General features: G+C 70.3%; 12 protein-coding genes and 1 pseudogene. 7 read left to right on the top strand and 6 right to left on the bottom strand.

Going from position 1 to position 17,180, the window contains the following annotated elements:
- Positions 1 to 2: 2 nt before the first annotated feature.
- From HS104_37340 to HS104_37325, 4 genes and pseudogenes are all read left to right on the top strand, one after another.
- A complete protein-coding gene (locus tag HS104_37340) occupies positions 3 to 1,010 on the top strand; it encodes a hypothetical protein (GenBank protein MBE7485622.1) in 1,008 nt (335 codons plus the stop codon).
- A gap of 156 nt (positions 1,011 to 1,166) precedes the next feature.
- A pseudogene (locus HS104_37335) lies at positions 1,167 to 1,370 on the top strand (endoglucanase).
- A 1,070-nt stretch (positions 1,371 to 2,440) separates the two neighbouring features.
- Positions 2,441 to 4,120, top strand: a complete 1,680-nt coding sequence (locus HS104_37330) for a serine/threonine protein kinase (protein ID MBE7485621.1) — start codon at positions 2,441 to 2,443, stop codon at positions 4,118 to 4,120.
- A 193-nt stretch (positions 4,121 to 4,313) separates the two neighbouring features.
- A complete protein-coding gene (locus HS104_37325) occupies positions 4,314 to 5,939 on the top strand; it encodes a Na/Pi cotransporter family protein (GenBank protein MBE7485620.1) in 1,626 nt (541 codons plus the stop codon).
- Between the two features lie 7 nt (positions 5,940 to 5,946).
- Here the strand turns inward: HS104_37325 and HS104_37320 are convergent, their stop codons facing one another.
- On the bottom strand, positions 5,947 to 6,087 hold the full coding sequence (locus HS104_37320; protein MBE7485619.1) for a hypothetical protein: 141 nt from the start codon (positions 6,085 to 6,087) through the stop codon (positions 5,947 to 5,949).
- A 152-nt stretch (positions 6,088 to 6,239) separates the two neighbouring features.
- Positions 6,240 to 7,148 carry a universal stress protein gene (locus HS104_37315; GenBank protein ID MBE7485618.1) on the bottom strand — a complete coding sequence of 303 codons (909 nt, stop codon included), beginning with the start codon at positions 7,146 to 7,148 and terminating at the stop codon, positions 6,240 to 6,242.
- Between the two features lie 170 nt (positions 7,149 to 7,318).
- Between HS104_37315 and HS104_37310 the strand changes: the two genes are divergently transcribed.
- Positions 7,319 to 10,057 (top strand): HAD-IC family P-type ATPase, encoded by a 2,739-nt coding sequence (locus tag HS104_37310; GenBank protein ID MBE7485617.1) that lies wholly within the window; start codon positions 7,319 to 7,321, stop codon positions 10,055 to 10,057.
- A gap of 2 nt (positions 10,058 to 10,059) precedes the next feature.
- On the opposite strand, the gene nhaA is transcribed toward HS104_37310, so the two are convergent.
- The 4 genes from nhaA to HS104_37290 all read right to left on the bottom strand — a co-directional run bounded on the left by nhaA (position 10,060) and on the right by HS104_37290 (position 15,000).
- Positions 10,060 to 11,382, bottom strand: coding sequence for a Na+/H+ antiporter NhaA (nhaA, locus tag HS104_37305; GenBank protein MBE7485616.1), 1,323 nt, complete (start codon positions 11,380 to 11,382; stop codon positions 10,060 to 10,062).
- 207 nt (positions 11,383 to 11,589) lie between these two features.
- Complete coding sequence (locus HS104_37300; protein MBE7485615.1) at positions 11,590 to 12,045, bottom strand: response regulator; 456 nt, start codon at positions 12,043 to 12,045, stop codon at positions 11,590 to 11,592.
- Between the two features lie 103 nt (positions 12,046 to 12,148).
- A complete protein-coding gene (locus HS104_37295; GenBank protein MBE7485614.1) occupies positions 12,149 to 13,495 on the bottom strand; it encodes a sigma-54-dependent Fis family transcriptional regulator in 1,347 nt (448 codons plus the stop codon).
- Positions 13,492 to 15,000, bottom strand: a complete 1,509-nt coding sequence (locus tag HS104_37290) for a HAMP domain-containing protein (protein ID MBE7485613.1) — start codon at positions 14,998 to 15,000, stop codon at positions 13,492 to 13,494. The genes HS104_37295 and HS104_37290 overlap by 4 nt, the downstream gene beginning before the upstream one ends.
- A gap of 90 nt (positions 15,001 to 15,090) precedes the next feature.
- Between HS104_37290 and HS104_37285 the strand changes: the two genes are divergently transcribed.
- Both HS104_37285 and HS104_37280 read left to right on the top strand, forming a co-directional pair.
- Positions 15,091 to 16,455 carry a DUF692 domain-containing protein gene (locus HS104_37285; GenBank protein ID MBE7485612.1) on the top strand — a complete coding sequence of 455 codons (1,365 nt, stop codon included), beginning with the start codon at positions 15,091 to 15,093 and terminating at the stop codon, positions 16,453 to 16,455.
- Positions 16,452 to 17,177: a nucleotidyltransferase domain-containing protein gene (locus HS104_37280; protein ID MBE7485611.1), complete on the top strand. Its 726-nt coding sequence runs from the start codon at positions 16,452 to 16,454 to the stop codon at positions 17,175 to 17,177. Before HS104_37285 ends, HS104_37280 begins: the two co-directional genes overlap by 4 nt.
- Positions 17,178 to 17,180: the final 3 nt, after the last annotated feature.

Below are 17,180 nucleotides of genomic sequence, written 5' to 3'. Positions count from 1 at the left end.
GGATGCGAAAGCTGCTGGCACTCGGGATCGTCGCCTGGGCACAAAGCCCGTCGAACGCCTCCGCCTTCGTCGGCACACCCGTCGGCGGGCATCCAGGTGAGCTCGACCTGAACGCGGTGGTCACCGCCGAGCGCGGCAAGACCGAGCCGAACGAGAACCAGGCGTCGTTCATGAAGACCCGGGGCTGGTACGAGTACAAGCTCGGCGTGGGCTACACCTTCGGCGACGTGGGGCCGCTCGAGTTCTTCTCGGCGCGCCTGGAGGCGACCCACTTTCAGACCCCTGCGGAGAGGAACGATCCGGACGAGTGGCAGGTCGGCCCGCCGGGCTCGTCCCCACCGGGAACGATTGGCTCCGAGTGCGCCGCAGGCGCGAGGTACCTGGGCGGCGGCGTGTGCGAATTCTACCCGGAGGACCGCGGCACCATCGCCAGCGCGACGATCTCGTTCGCCGTGATCCACGATCCCAAGTTCGCCCTGGGCTTCTTCCTGAAGGGCAGCGTGCCCTTCGGCATGGACCTGGAGAAGTTCGAGAACCCCCGCATCGACTACATCGCGGGAGGCTTCAACGTCGGCGTCGAGCTCCAGACGTGGCTCGGCTTCGAGACCACGTTCTACTTGGGCTCCGGAACGCGGCCCTTCGGCAAGGAGCAGAACGGCGCCGCTGCGCTCTCGAGCCTGTTCGACTTCAAGACCCGACGCTGGCTGTTGCCGTGGAAGGCTGGGGTGAAGCTCGGCCCGTACGTCGAAGGTGACATCCACGAGCGCTTCGACGAACGCTACGACCGGGCCTACAGCCCGGCCGTGCTGCCTCAGCCAGGTGGCACACCGGAGCAGTCTCGGGACCGCATCCGGGCTGCCCGTTTCGCCGTGGCGCTCCTGCCGTACTTCCTCGTCAGCGAACACCTCTCGGTGGAAGCGGGCTACGTGCAGAAGTTTTTTGGCTACGACGCGCGGGCGACGCAGGTGTACTTCGTGGGCCTGCGCGGGCTGATGCACCTTGGGGGCTGAAAGCTCCTGAAATTGCCGCGCTGCGCCTTGCCCGCCCTGGCGGTCCCGAGTAGGTGCACGGGCATGGCGCGACTGGGCTTTGCACTCTGCGGAACGCTGCTTTCTCTCGGAGTCTTCGCGTGCGGGAGCACCAGCGACGACGGCGGCTCGAAGCCGGGGACTGGCGGCGGCGGTGGCTCGGGCACCGGCGCCACGAGCGGCAGCGGTGGGGCATCAGGCAGCGGCGGCTCGAGCGTGGGTGGCGCGGCGGGCGCTGGCGGCGCCAGCGGGAGCGGCGGCGCGGCCGGCAGCGGCGGCGCGGCGGGCACCGGCGGCTCGGGCACCGGCGGCGCGGGTACCGGCGGCTCGGGTACCGGCGGCTCGGGAGGCGGCACCAGCGGACCGCACACCATCGGCGGCGCGGTGGTCGGCCTGTTCGGGACCGGGCTCAAGCTCCAGAACAACGGCACCGACGAGATCGCCGTGGCCAAGAGCGGCCCGTTCACTTTTCCGACGCAGGTCAACACCGGCAATCCCTACGCGGTCAGCGTCTCCGCGCAACCGACCAACCCCGCGCAGAGCTGCACGGTGCAGAACGGAAGCGGGACCGTGGGTACCGCCGACGTGACCAACGTCGCCGTGAGCTGCGAGCTCGTGGACTCGGACAAAGACGGCGTGCCGGACGTGGCCGACCCCTTCCCCAACGACGCCACCAAGCCGAAGATCGCGATGGCGAACGTGGTCTACCCGCACACCTCGAGCAAGCTCTTCACGATGGACGTCACGAGCTACGCCATCACGGAGATCGGGAATTTCAAGGGCTCGGGCTACTCGGGCTCGATGACCGACCTGGCGGTCGATCAATGGGGCGTGCTCTACGGCGTCACCTTCACGGACCTCTACACCTGCGACGCCGACACCGCGACCTGCTACCCGCTCGCGACACTTCCGCAGAGCTTCAACGGGCTGACCATGTTGCCGCCCGGCACGCACCACCCGTATCTCGACACGTTGGTGGCCATCGCCAACAGCGGCGCCTGGTACAAGGTCACGCTCTCGGGCAGCGGCACCGCGCAGCTCACCTCGCTCGGCAGCTACGGCGCAGGCTACTCTTCGAGCGGAGACGCCTTCTCGATCGAAGGCGTCGGCACCTACGGTTCGGTGGACAAGACCGGCTCGGCGTCGGACGTGATCGTGTCGGTCGATCCCATGACCGGCAAGGTCACTGGAGAGGTCGGCACGGTCACCGGCTACAGCAGCCTCTACGGCCTGGCGGGCTGGCAGGGAAAAGTGTTCGGCTTCGACGCCTCCGGCGCGGTGCTCGAGATCGACATCAAGACGGGCGCGACCACGCTGCTCAAGACCACCAGCAACTCCTGGTGGGGGGCGGGAGTCGCGACGCGGCTCTGAGCCTCGTCAGCGCCCGCCGCTGGGGCTAGACTGAGCCGGTCGTGTTTCACCCCCATGGCCTCCAGCCGGGCGACGTCTTCGGTGGCGACTTTCGCATCGAGCGCGCCCTCGCCATGGGCGGCATGGGCGCGGTGTACGTGGTGGAGCAGCTCAGCACTGGCCGCAAGCGCGCGCTGAAGCTGCTCCTGCCGTCCCTGCTCCAGAACGAGAAGTCTCGCGAGCGCTTCGAGCAGGAAGCCCGTGTGGCCTCGCGCATCCAGAGCGATCACGTGGTCGAGGTGGTGGCGGCCGGCGTGGACGCCGCCTCCGGCGCCCCGTGGCTTGCGATGGAGCTGCTCGAAGGCGAGACGCTGGCCGATCGCCTGGCGCGCACCGGACCCATGCGCCCAGCCGAGGTGCTCGAGGTCCTGCGCCAGCTCTGTCACGCGCTCGGCGCCGCGCACGCCACGGGCCTGGTCCACCGAGACATCAAGCCGGAGAACATCTACCTGGCGGCACCGCGGCGCGAAGGAATCCCCTTCACGCTCAAGATCCTCGACTTTGGCATCGCCAAGCTGACCGAGGACGTGCGCGGCCAGGGCGGCGCCACTGGCGCCATCGGCTCGCCGCTGTGGATGGCGCCCGAGCAGGCGTCTGCGGCCGGCGTGGGTCCGCCCGCCGACGTCTGGGCGCTGGGCCTCGTGGTGTTCCATTGCCTCACCGCCCGCCACTACTGGCGGAGCGCGAGCGCCCCGGACGCGACGCTGCAAGGCCTGCTCAAGGAGGTCATGTTCGACCCGCTGGCGCCGGCCTCGGCGCGCGCATCGGAGCTGGGCGCAGCCGGGCTGCTCCCTCCGGGCTTCGACGATTGGTTCGGGCGGACGGTCGTGCGCGAGCCCGCGCATCGTTTCGCGGACGCGACTGCCGTCCTGGCCGCGCTGCACCCGGTGCTGAACCCCCTCTCGCCCACGCTGACCCTGCCCTCTGCGGGTGCAGGCGCCGCCGCAGCGACTCTTCCGAGCGCGACGCCGTCGGTGCCGGCTGCGTTCAGCGCCACCGCCCCCGCTTCCACGCTGCACACCGGAGCGGTCGCTCGGCCGGCCCAGGGCGGCAAGGCGCTGCGCTGGGTGCTCGCGGGGCTCGGGCTCCTGCTCGTCGGCGGCGTCGCGGTCGTGGCCGTCGCCGCCGTCGCGTTCGGCTACTTCTACACGATGGAGGGCGATGCAAAACCCGCGGCGATCGCGCCGTCTGGCAACGCCGGCCCGACCGCAGCGGCCCCTGACGAGGCGCCCGGCGTCGCGGCGACCGCAGCGGCCGAGCAAGGCAGCACGACCGGCGCGAAGAAGGTGACCGCGCAGAGCCCGACGGCGCCGGCTGCCCCGGGCGCGGCTAGCGCCACCGCCACCGCCACCGCCACCGCTGCGCCGAGCGCGACTCCGGCGCCTTCCTCCACGGCGATCGCGATGAAGGACGTCTCCGACTACCCGACCCGCGACTACAAGCTGTCCTGGTACAAGGACAAGATCAACCAGTGCTGGAAGGGCAACGAAGGCGCGAAGCCGGACGCCGGTAGCTACTCGGCGACCATCACCGTCAAGCTGAACGAGATTGGTCAGGCGTCGAGCGTCAGCGTGAGCCCCAGGCCATACCCCTGTTTCGCCGGGTGCGCGGTGGTCCGCAGCTCCGAGCATCCGTGGGGCAAGGGCCCGCCAGAGACGAAGTCCTTCGCGTTCAGCTTCTGACTCGACGTTCGCGGCCTCACGCAAGCGGATCGCGAGCCGCCACGGAGGGCAAGGCCCACGCGAATACCGGCGCGGCCGGCGCACTCCCGCGTCAGGTTGGACCTCTCGCCCGGCGCTTCCTGCTCGGCTCTGGAGCGAACGGCGGGAAACGAGTGAGAGCCTCCGCTGCGGCAGTGTCTTAGAGTCCCCCCAGATGCTCGGAACGCTGCTGGGCGGGGTGGGGCTCTTCCTCCTGGGAATGCTCCTGCTCACCGAGGGGCTTCAGGCCCTGGCCGGCGACGGCTTGCGATCCGCGCTCCGCCGCTACACGCGGACGCGCTTGTCGGCCATCGGAACAGGAGCGGCCGTGACCGGACTGGTGCAGTCGTCGAGCGCCACCACGCTCGCCGTCATCGGCTTCGTCGGCGCGGGGCTCCTCACCTTTCGCCAGTCCCTGGGGATCGTGTTCGGCGCCAACCTGGGGACGACGACCACGGCGTGGATCGTCGCAGGCATCGGGCTGAAGGTGCAGATGAACGTCTTCGCGCTGCCGATGGTGGGACTCGGCGCGCTGAGCAGGCTGTTCGGCAGGGGCAAGCTCGTTCCCATCGGGACCGCGCTCGCGGGCTTCGGTCTCGTGTTCGTCGGCATCGACGTGCTCCAACTCGGCATGCAGGGCCTGACCACCCGCTTCGACCCGGCGCGCTTCGCCAACGTCGGCGTGCTCGGCTACGCGCTGCTCGTACTGATCGGCATCGTGATGACCGTGATCATGCAGTCGTCGAGCGCCGCCGTCGCCACCACCCTGGCGGCGATCGCGTCAGGCAGCATCACGCTCGATCACGCGGCGGCGCTGGTGATCGGCCAGAACGTCGGGACGACGGTCACCGCCGTGGTGGGCTCCCTCGGCGGCTCGGCGGCGGCGAAGCGCACCGCGCTCGCGCACGTCGCCTTCAACCTGCTGACCGCGGTCGTGGCGCTGCTGATGCTGCCGTTGTTCGTCTGGCTGGTGAGGTCCGCGACCGAGGAGCTGGACGCTGCCATGCAGCTCGCGGCATTTCACACGGCATTCAACCTGCTGGGCGTGCTGATCTTCGCTCCCCTGGCCGACCCGCTGGGACGTTTCATCGAGCGCCGCGTGCCCGAGCGAGGCGAGGCGCTGACCCGACACCTGGCGGTGGGGCAGACGTCTCAACCGACCGTGCTGCTGGAGGCGGCCCGGCTCACGCTGCGGGACATCACGCTGGAGGCAGCGACGGCCGCGCGGGAGCTGGTCTCCGTCGGCGCGACTCGCGACGTGACCGCACGAACGGAGGCGGTCGGGATGGCGCTCGGAGCAGTTCGGGAGCGCCTCACATCGCTCCAATCCGATCCCGTCGCAGCCCACGAGCGCCGCCAACACGTCGCGGTGCTGCACGCCGTCGATCACCTGCACCGGCTGGTGGAGGCGTTCGCCGAGACTCGCAACGCCCGCCGCGCGCTCGAGTCCGAGGAGTGCGGTGACGCCACCGAGCGGCTGCGCGGCTGCCTGGACGACCTGACGGCGTGGCTCCGAGCGCCGGGGGCCGAAGAGCCCGATCTCGAGGCGGCCTCGAGGGAGATCGCCCAGCTGCGGCGCGACGCCCGTCCACTGCTCCTGACCCGCACCGCGGAAGGCGCGCTCTCCCCGGCGGCGGCAGAGAACCTGCTCGAGGCGCTGCGCTGGGTCGATCGCCTCGCGTATCACTTCTGGCGCACGAGCCACCACCTCGACGTGATGGACCACGAAGTGCCTGCCGCGCCGCCGCCCGCGCCGGAGTCCCGCGGGCGGCGAACCGAGGAGAGCCACGACATGACGTGAGCGCGAGTCAATGCAGCTGCGACCAGTACCAGAAGCCGACGACGGTGCCGACGGCCACGGCGAGTGCGAAGGCCATGTAGACCCAAGTGGTCCACGTCGGCCACAGCGGGGGCGGACGACGGATGTCGTCGTGATGAGGATGGGCCATGGCGACTCCTTTCGAGCCGACGAATTGCACTCGCCGTGCCAAGGCCCGACCTTCCGCGTCGTCGGCCGGAGCACGCGCAACGACCAGGGTTGCGAGGCATTGTCCCACCTGCGATGCAAGTTGCTACACCACGCCGGTCGGTGGGCGGCACCTCAAGGCAGCGCGAAGGAGAAGCGTACCGGGCGCGAGACCAGCACGTCGCAGCGCGCAGCGTGGATCACATACTCTGCGACGCTGCCTACCAGCGCACGCGCCAGCCCGCTCCGGCCGTGCGTGCCCAGCGCGATCAGATCCGCGCGCCGGCGCGCGGCCGCAGCGAGGATGACGCCGCGGGCGTCGCCCGCGGCGACCTCACCGCTCCAGCGCTGTCCGGTGCCCTGGCGCTCTGCCAGCATCGACTCGAGCCCGGCCTTGGCCTTGGCGTGGAACGACCGCCGGTACCCGCTCACCTCCCGGATCGTCAAGGTCGGCGTCACTAGCCCCTCGAAGGGCACGTGGTAGGCGTGCACGACGTGGACAGTCGGCACCTCTGACCCCAACACCCGGAGCGCGAGGTCGAAGGTCCGCGGCGCGGCGTCCTCGAGATCCGTCGCGATCAGCGGCCTTCGATAGCGCTGGATGGGCTTCGAGCTCACCACGAGCACCGGGACATCCCCCTTGCGGACGATGCGTTCGGCCGTCGTCCCGAGGACCATGCCGCGTATCGATCGGGCACCACGTCGCCCCAGCACGATGAGCTCCGCGCGCAACTGCCGAGCGCGGCGGATGATTTCGACGAAGGGCTCGCCGGTCAAGAGCTCCGGGGTCAAAGTGACGTGCTGCTCCGCATGTCTCGCGCTCACCCGCGCCACGAGCTCGGTGAGCGCGCGATCGGCGTCGCTCCAGGCTCGCGCGCGGAGCTTCGCCGGCAGGCCTGGCGGGATCACGTGCAAGACGGACAGCGTTGCGCGCGGGGCGAGCGGCATGAGCAGCGCTCGGCGGAGCGCGTGCTCCGCGTTCTTGGAGAAGTCCACGGGCACGAGCACCCTGCTCAAAGGACGGGCGGCCTTCGTCTCTCGCATGCCCGTCACCTAGCATCCGGCGTGCCAGGGCGCGCACCGCAGTGCCTGCCGAACCCACGCACCCGAACGCAAAGCCTGCGTCCGCGCCGGCGCGGTGTGCACGCACACGCGCAGTGACGAGTGGCACGGAACCTGCTGAGGACCATGCGCGAACGAAAGCGAGCGGTGTCATGCCAGGGATCAATGCCGTGAGCGCAGAGCCCAGAGGCGAGACCGAGCACCGCCATTGGCACGCGCTGCACGATGAAGAAGCCCTGGCAGCCGCGGACGCGGACGCCGTCGTCGGCCTGAGCGAAGCGGAGGCCCGTCGCCGGCTCGCTCACTTCGGCCCGAACGCCTTGCCGGAGCCGAAGCAGCGCTCCGTGCTCGCCGTGTTCGTCGATCAGTTCAAGAGCCCGCTCATCTACCTGCTCTTCGTGGCGGCCGGCGTCGCGTTCCTGCTGGGCCACACCAGCGATTCGGCCGTCATCCTGGCCGTGGTCCTGCTCAACGCGCTCGTCGGCTCGTTTCAGGAAGGTCGGGCGGAGCGCTCCCTCCAGGCCCTGCGGAAGCTCGCGACGCACGAGGCGCGGGTCGTGCGCGACGGCCGAGAGACCAAGACCGACGTCCGGAGCGTGGTCCCGGGCGACATCGTGGTGCTCGAGGCGGGCGACGCCGTCCCGGCCGACGCCAGGCTGCTCGACGGGACGGCCCTGCAGATCGCCGAGGCCGCGCTGACCGGCGAGTCGGTGCCGGTGACCAAGGCGCTCCAGCCGCTGGCTCCCGACACGCCGCTCGCCGATCGGCGAAACATGGCCTACGCCGGGACTCACGTCACCGCCGGCCGTGCGCGGGCAGTGGTCGTCGCTACGGGCCTGGCCACCGAGATCGGACACATCGCGACGCTGGCCGAGGGCGCCGAGGAGCTCGAGACGCCGCTCGAGCGCCGCATCGCGCAGTTCGGGCGCTACATCATGTTGGCGGCTGCCGGGATCTTCGTGTTGATCCTCGCCGTCGGCCTCCTGCGCGGCTTGTCCTTCGCTCAGATCGTGATGGTGGGCATCAGTCAAGTCGTGTCGATGATCCCCGAGGGCTTGCCGGTGGCCGTCACCGTCGCGCTCGCGGTGGGCGTCCAGCGCATGGCGCGCCGCCGCGCCGTAGTCAGACGCCTGGCCGCCATCGAGACGCTGGGCTCGACGACGGTCATCTGTAGCGACAAGACCGGCACGCTGACCCGCAACGAGATGACCGTCACCCGCCTCTGCTTCCCGGACGGGCGGGAGGTCGCGGTCACGGGCGTCGGCTACGAGCCCGAAGGCCAGCTCTTGGACGGCGAGCGTGAGCTCGAGCTCGCGGCCGAGCCCGAGCTCCGGGCCCTCGTCGAGGCAGTGGCCCTGTGCAACGACGCGGAGCTCATCGGTCCCGAGGACTCCGAGCCACGCTGGAAGCCGCTCGGTGATCCCACGGAGGTCGCGCTGATCGTGCTGGCGCTCAAGGCCGGGGTCATCCCGAGCCAGCTCCGAGAGCGGCTCCCTCGGCGCGCGGAGATCCCGTTCGACTCCGCCGCCAAGTTGATGGCCACCCAACACGACACCCCCGAGGGGCCGCGGGTCTTCATCAAGGGAGCCCCCGAGGCAGTGCTGGAGCTGTGCCGCTCCGCAGAGGGCGGGGGCGAGCTCGGCGACGAGGAACGCCTGGCGTTCCACCGCGCGGTGGACGACATGGCCGCCCGCGCGCTGCGCGTGCTCGCGGTCGCCGTCGCCGAGGGCACGGTGGACGGGCGCCTCGGGTTCGCCGGGTTCCGGGGCCGCTGCACGCTCTTGGGACTGGTCGGGCAAATCGACCCGCCACGCCTCGAGGTCAAGCAGGCGGTGGCGCAGTGTCGAGCGGCGGGCATCCGCCCGGTCATGGTGACCGGAGACCACAAGGTCACGGGCCACGCCATCGCGCTGGAGCTCGGCATCGCACGGGAAGGGGACATCGCCGTCGACGGACGCGAGCTCGAGGCGATGTCGGATGCCGAGCTCGGGCGTCGGATCGACAGCGTCTCGGTCTTCGCCCGAGTGCACCCCGCGCAGAAGCTCCGCATCGTCTCGGCCTACCAGAGCCGCGGCGCCGTCGTCGCGATGACCGGCGACGGCGTGAACGACGCCCCGGCGCTGGTCAAAGCAGACGCGGGCGTGGCCATGGGGCTCTCCGGCACCGAGGTGGCCAAGGAGGCGGCCAAGGTGGTGATCGGCGACGACAACTTCGCCACCATCGTCTCGGCGGTGGAGGAAGGGCGCGTCGTCTACCGCAACATCAAGAAGCTGATCCTCTATCTCTTCTCGACGTCCATGGCGGAGGTGCTGCTCCTGCTCGCAGCGCTCGTGCTCGGGTACCCACCGCCGCTCGCCGCGGTGCAGATCTTGTGGATCAACCTGGTCACCGACGGCGTGCTCACTGCCACGCTGATCATGGATCCTGCCGAGGGCGACGAGATGAATCAGCCGCCCATCAGCCCGACCGAGCCGCTGCTCACCCGAGCGCTGCTCTCCCGGATGGCGTTCATGGTGCCCGCAATCGCCATCTCGACCCTGGGCTGGTTCGCCTACCGCCTGTCGAACGGCGTGCCTTTTGCGGTGGCCCAGACCGAGACGTTCACGGTCCTCGCCGTTTGCCAGTGGTTCAACGTGCTGAGCTGCCGCTCGGAGAAGCGCTCGGCGCTCGGGTCCAGTCTGCTGAAGAACCCCTGGTTGATCGGCGGCCTCGTGCTCGGAAACCTGCTGCACGCGAGCGTGATCTATTTCCGTCCGCTCGGCGACGTCTTCCACACAGTGACAATCAGCATCTGGCAAGCGTTCGCGATCGGCGCCGTGGCGAGCCTGGTGCTCTGGGTCGAGGAGCTCCGGAAGCTCGTCGTGCGCAGGCGCGACGCGCGGCTGGCGTGACCTCAGGCCGAGCTCGCCGGAGCCTTGGGCAGGAACAGGTAGAGCAAACCCAGGCCGACGGCCATGCTCACCGCGGAGCCGACCAACACGCCGCCCTTCACCTCCTGGAGCAGCTGCCCTTCGAGGCCGAGCGACGCGACGAACAACGACATGGTGAAGCCGATCCCGGCGAGCGCGCCGGCAGCGACCAGCGCGCGAGCGCTGGTGCCCTCGGGGAGACTGGACCAGCCGGCCTTCACGACCAGGAGCGTGCCGGCCACGATCCCGATCGGCTTCCCCAGCACGAGCCCCGCTGCCACCGCCAGCGCGAGCGGCGAGGCCAAGGTCTCGGCCCGGAAGGCGACGCCGGCGTTGGCGAGGGCGAACACGGGCATGATCAAGAAGGCCACCCACCCGTGGAGCCCCGCCTCGAGGCGGTCGAGGGGCGACACCGCCTCGCGCACCGCGAAGCGCGCGGTCTGGAGCGTCTGCTTGCGGGCCGCGTCGCTCTCGGCCTCGACGGCGTCCGCCGCCGCCGACAGCACTCGCTGAAGCGAGCCATCCGGGGTCCACGCGGAGGCCGGAGTGAGGAGGCCGAGCGCCACGCCGGCGACCGTCGGGTGGATGCCGGACTTCAACATGAACAGCCAGGAGATGGCGCCGACGAACACGTAGACCGAGATCGCGCGGACACCCAGGCGGTTCAGCGCGACGACCACGCCGAGCCCGACTCCCGCGCCGACGAGCGCGAGGAGCTTCAGGCCGGACGAGTAGAACGCCGCGATGACGAGGACCGCCAGGATGTCGTCCACGATGGCCAGCGAGAGCACGAAGACCTTGAGGCCGCGCGGCACGCGATCACCGAGGAGCGACAGGCACCCCACGACGAAGGCGATGTCGGTGGCCATGGGTACGGCCCAGGCCCGGGCACCCGGACCGCCGCGGAGGAACAAGAGGAAGACCAGCACCGGCACGAGCGCCCCGCCGATGGCGGCGGCGACCGGGAGCACGAGGTTCTTCGCCTCGCTGAGCTCTCCCGCCACCATCTCTCGCTTGATCTCCAGCCCGATGACGAAGAAGAACAGCGTCATCAGGCCGTCGTTGACCCAGTACCAGAGCGGGTAATCGAGCCCGATGCTGCCGACGGAGACGACCAGTCGCTGGTCCCAGAACGCCTGGACCGCTGGGGCGAAGCGCGAGTTTGCCAGCACGAGTGCCACGACGGTGCACGCCATCAGCACCAGCCCGCTCGCCGATTGCACGTGCAGGAAGCGCTCGATGGGTCCGACGAGCTTCTCGATCGGCCGGGCCGGCAGGACGCTCCTGATTTCTGCCCCTTCCTTCATCCCGCTCCTCCTGGGGTTTCACCGCATACCACTTCGGGCCGGCACGAAGCAGCTCTTTCGATCCTCGTCGCAGCCCTCGTGACCTGCGGGCTCAGCTCGGTCCTGCGCACGGAGGCCAGGTTGGTCGCGGTCGCCTTGCTCGCGCCGCTCGCGTGGGAGCTCCTAGTTCGCGGCCCGCTGCTGCCGACGCGCGGATGACCGAACGCTTCACGCGGCGCGCACCCGAGCGAAGTGCAAGGCCGAGGTCCGGAGGTCGTTCAGGTCGAAGGGCTTGTCGAACACGGCGCTGGCCCCGAGCGAGCGAGCCTTGTCGTGCGTTTCTTGGTCACCAAACGCGGTGATCAGGATCACTGGAGTCTTGACGCTGTTCCTACGGAGCCCCGCCAGCACGCTGAGCCCGTCGAAGAACGGCATCTTGATGTCCGAGATCACGAGGTCCACGCCCTCGTCCCCGCCGGCCTCGCTGAACAGGTCTCCGAGACGCTCGAGGAGCTCGGCGCCGTCCTTGGCTTCGATTACATCGAAGCCGTCGCTCCGGAGACCGGCGACGAGCAGCGCTCTCATCTCGTCGTCGTCCTCGGCCAAGAGGACGCGCGGCCGGGACTCCGCCACGTGCAGCTCGAACAAGGGTGTGCCGCGGCCAGGGGTGGGTTTCTTGGTCATCGCGCGCCGGTGCTGCAATCCGCGTGCCGGGTGCTCGAAGGCGCCGATATCGCAGGAGCGATGCGCTCGCGTGTCGCGATCTGCAACGCCGCGTTGGGCCGCGCTACAGGTCGTAGCGCTGGAGCTTGCGGTAGAGCGTGGTGCGGTCGAAGCCCAGGATCCGCGCCGCCTCGGCCTTGTTACCCCCCGTCGCCTCGAGCACGCGCCCGACATGGCGGCGCTCCACCTCCGCCATGGGAAGCAGGGGCTCGTCGCCATCGCTACGGGAACGCCGGTAGTCCTGAATCTTCTCCGGCAGGTCCTCGACCACGACCTCGGCGTACCTAGCCAGCGTCACCGCGCGCTCGATGGCGTTCTTCAGCTCCCGGACGTTCCCGGGCCAGGCGTACGCCAGGAGCTTCTGCGCGGCCGGCGCCGAGAGCCCCGTGACGCGCTTCCCGCTGCGCTCCGCGCACTGCTCCACGAAACGTTGCGCCAAGAGCAGCGTGTCGTTGTCGCGGCGGCGGAGCGGCGGGAGATCGATCTGGAGCACGTTGATCCGATAGAAGAGGTCCGCGCGAAAGCGTCCTTCCTCGACGGCGGACTCCAGGTCGGTGTTGGTCGCTGCCACGAGCCTAACGTCGAAGGGGACCTCGGCGCTCGCGCCGATCGGCCGCACGACACGCTCCTCGAGCGCCCTCAGGAGCTTTGGCTGGAGCCCCAGCGGCATCTCGCCGAGCTCGTCCAGGAACAGCGTTCCCCCCGACGCCTCGACGAACAACCCGGATCGGGCCGTGCGGGCGTCCGTGAAGGCGCCGCGGGTGTGACCGAAGAGCTCGCTCTCGAGCAACGCTTCGGGCACGGCCGCGCAGTTGACGGGGACGAAGGGACCGTCCCGGCGCGCGCTCCGGCGGTGCAGCGCCCGAGCGACCAGCTCCTTGCCGGTGCCGCTCTCACCCGTCACCAGCACCGAGGTGTCGGAGTCCGCGACGCGCTCGATCAGCTCGAAGACGCGGCGCATGGCCGCGCTCTCGCCGAGCATGTCGTCGAAGCGCGACGCCCCGGCGACGACGCTGCGTAGCCGGGTGACCTCGGCTTGGAGCTCTCTGTGGCGCGCGGCGCGCTCGATGGCCAGCAGGAAGGTCTCGATCTCGAAGGGCTTCGGGACGAAGTCGTAGGCCCCCGCCCGGATGGCCCCGATGGCGGTCTCCAGGCTCCCGAAGGCCGTGATCAACACCACCGGCGTCTGCGGAGAGTTCTGGACCACGCGCTCGCAGAGCTCGAGCCCGTCCATGCCGGCCATGTTCAGATCCGTGACGACGACGTCGAAGTCTCGGCTGCGATGAGCGTCGAAGGCGGCCTGCGCGGAAGTGAACGTCTCCACTTCGAATCCTCGCTTGGTCAGGTGAGCGCTCAACATGGAGCACATGCTGGCGTCGTCGTCGGCGATCAGGATGCGCGCGGTCGTCATGCTGCCTCCAGCGGCAGGTATACCTGGAAACAGCTGCCCTCACCGGGCCGGGTCTCCACGCTGATCCAGCCCTGGTGCTCCTTCACGATGCCGTGGGCCACCGAGAGCCCGAGGCCGGTGCCCGCGCCGACGTCCTTGGTCGTGAAGAAGGGCTCGAAGATGTGCTCGAGTGCCTCCGCAGGGATCCCGGTCCCTTGGTCGCGCACCGAGATCCGCGCGAGCTCTCCCCGGGCCCCGTCCTGGCCCGGCGGGGGTTCCGCCTCGCAGCGCTCCGCGCCGATCGTGAGCTTCCCGCCGTTCGGCATGGCGTGGATGGCGTTCACGGCGAGGTTGGTCAAGACCTGCTGGATCTGCACGGCGTCCACCTGGGCCGGCAGCGCGTCGGGCAGCGCGAGCTCGATCTCGACGCTCTGCTTCTTGGCCAGCGCGGTGAGCACACCTGCGGTCTGCCGCACCAGCGCGACCAGGTCGTGCTGCGCCCGGCTGGGGGCCCTGCGGCGCGCGAAGTCGAGGAGCTGTCGGACGATGGCGGCGACCCGCTGGGCCTGCGCCGCGATGATGCCCGCGCTCTTGTGCGCGGCGCTCTCGGGCGGAAAATCGCCGGTGATGAGCTGGGCGTGACCGGTGATCACGTTGAGCGGAGTGCCTATCTCGTGCGCGACGCCGGCCGCCAGCTTGCCCACCGTGGTCAACCGCTCGGCGTGCTGCAGCTGCTCCACCGCCGCGATTCGCGCGCGGACCTGCTCGTCCGCGAAGTCGCGCGCGGCGGCGAGGCGCTCCGCCATCCGGTCGAGCTCTCGGCCGAGCTCCCCCATCTCGTCGCGCTGATCGAGCTCGGAGCGAGCGGAGAGCTCGCCGTCCGCGATGCGACGCGCCTGCGCGGCGAGCTTCTGCGCCGGCCGCCCCACGAAGACCGCGCCGAACCCCAACACCAGCGCGCCGCAAAGGAGGACCAGGCTCGCGGCCTCGATCGAGGCACGCCAGGCGGTCTGCCGCACGTAAGCGACCTCCTCGTCCAGCGACTCACGAACCTCGACGGCCGCTGGGCGCGGCCCCGGGATCCGAGAATAGCTGTAGATGGCATCCACCGCGTGACCGAGCGGTCGCCCTCGAATCGTCACCGTGCGCCCGGCGTCGAGGGCCGCTTGCTCGTCGCGACCGAGCGCGGCCTGGTCCCGGCTGACCGCCGGGGCGTCCAGCCACACCCAGCGGATCCCGACGTGCGCCTCCCGTTCGTTGGCGTCCTGCACGAGCTGCACGGCTTCGGCCTCTCCGTCCACCCGCCAGGTCTTGGCGGCGACGCGGGCGACCGACGCCGCCAAGATGCGCGTGTCGTGGCGGATGTCCCGCTCGAACAAGCTCGCCTCGCGCTCGATGCGAAGCCAGGCGTGCGCCGCCATCAGCAGCACGATGGCGCCGGTGATGGAGAGGGTGATCTTCTGCGTCAGTCGCATCGCCGTGAAGGGAGCATGGGGCAGCGGGGCCTCGAGCAAGAGCCGCCGCACGAGCGCGAGAACCCGCGACGGAGGAGGAATGTTCCCACGCGGGACAGGCTCGTTGCAGCGTCGTCTGCGAACGGCTAGCGTTCGCGGCCGATGTTGGGGTCAGGTGGCGTCGGGCTCGGCTTTCGTCCCGAGCTCGCAGCGGACTTGCTGCGCGCGCCCGGAGTCGTGGACTTCGTCGAGGTGGTCGCCGAAACCTGCTTCGTGCAGCCCGCCGCCCGGCGCGAGGCCCTGGCGCTGACCGCGCTCTGGCCCGTGGTGCCGCACGGCGTGAAGCTCTCGCTCGGCTCCGCGGAGGGCATCGACCCGGAGCGCGCCCGGGCCTTGGGTGCCCTCGCGCGCGAGCTCGGCGCGCCGCTCGTCAGCGAGCACGTCGCCTTCGTGCGCAGCGCCGACCGCGAGATCGGGCACCTGACCGCCCTGCCCCACACGCGGGCCGCGCTAGACGTCGTGGTCGGGAACGTGGCTCGTGCCAGGAGGCTGCTCCCCGACTTGCCCTTGCTGCTCGAGAACGTGGCGTGGTCGTTCGAGTGGCCCGATCAGGAGATGCACGAAGGCGATTTCTACACGGAGATCGCCCGGCGCACGGGCTGCCCTCTGCTCTTCGACGTCGGGAACGTCTACGCCAACGCCGTCAACTCCGGCGAGGATCCCTGGGCATTCGCCCGCCGTTACCCGCTGGACCGGGTCGGGATGCTCCACCTCGCCGGAGGCGTCCTCGAGCACGGCTTCTACTTCGACGACCACGCGCACGCGGTTCCGGAGCCGGTCTTCGAGCTGCTCGACCAGGTGCTCTCGGAGATCGGGCAGGTGCCCATCCTGATCGAGCGCGACGCGCTGTTCCCGGAGTTCGGCGAGCTCGAGCGCGAGCTCGCCCGCTGCCGGAGCGCGCAGCGCGCGGTCGGGCATGCTCGCTGCGAGCCGGGCGAGCCGGAGCCCACGGGCTCGGTCGACGAAGCGACGCGCTCACAGCTGGCGCAAATGGAAGCAGCCGTCGCGCGATATCTGACCGACCTCGACGAGCCGCCGGCCGAGGGGTTGGCGCTTTTCGGCGCCGAGCCGCTCGCGCGCTCGCGCTCCATCCTGAAGCGCAAGCGCGTGGACGAGGCGCTGCCCCTGTTGAGCTCGCTCTCGCGGCGCAAGCCCGAGCTCGAGGCGCTCGCCCGCACCGTGGTCGAGAGTACGCCTCGTTTGCCGCGGCTCTCTGCGATCTCGGACGCCTGGCAGATCGCGGAGCGCGCGCTCGCGGTGCCGGCGCTCGCGGACGACGCGCGGCGCGACTGCCTGCTCTTCCGCTCGCGCTTCACCCGCGACGACAGGACCTCGCTGCTCGAGCCCCGCCGCGCCCCGTTCGTGGGACGCGAGACGCTGGGCGACGGCAGCCGAGTCTGGGCCTTCAAAGGCCCCGGCTCCCGCGCCCGCGTGCGAACCCTCGAAAGGACCCGAGCCCAACCATGAGTGAGACCCCTGCGAAGAACCTCGAAGCGCTCCCGGAGCCGGTGCGGGCGCGCCTGAGCGAGCTGGCGACCACGCTCGGCGCCCAGCTCGGCGACAACCTGGCGGCGCTCCTCGTGTTCGGCAGCGCGGTGCGCGGCGGCTGGCGCGAAGGCACGAGCGACGTCGATCTCGTGCTGGTGCTGAAGGACCCGAAGCGCGAGGCGCTGCTCTCCATCGCCAACACGCTGACCGTCGCGCGCACGGCGTTCCGCTTCGAAGCGGTGATCTTGGGGGCAGAAGAGATCCCGCGGGCAGCGGACGTCTTCCCGCTGTTCTACGACGACATCCAGAGCTGCCACGTCGTGCTCGCCGGCAAGGATCCCTTCGCAGGGCTCTCCATCTCGGACCAGTTCCGCCGCCTGCGCATCGAGCAGGAGATGCGAGAAGAGCAGATCCGACTGCGCCGCGCCGTGGTGGACGGCCTGGGCGCTCCCGCACAGCTGGCGGGCGCCGTCGAGCGCAAGGTCAAACAGCTCCGTGGTCCGCTCCACGCCCTGCTCGGGCTGCGCCGGACTCCGGCAGCGAGCGACACGTTGCCGGTGCTGCTCGAGAAGGCCGCCGAGGTCTACGGCGTGGACACCTCGGCGCTCTCGAACGTGCGCAAGGACCCCGAAGCGGCGCACGACGCCCTGCAACAGCTCTTGGACCGAGCGATCCAAGAGGTCGATCGGATGGAGAGCTAGGCG

This window comes from Polyangiaceae bacterium (assembly GCA_015075635.1).
Lineage (GTDB): Bacteria > Myxococcota_A > Polyangia > Polyangiales > Polyangiaceae > JADJKB01.
The sequence above is the reverse complement of the archived record's forward strand: the minus strand, read 5'-3'. Positions and strand labels throughout refer to the sequence as shown.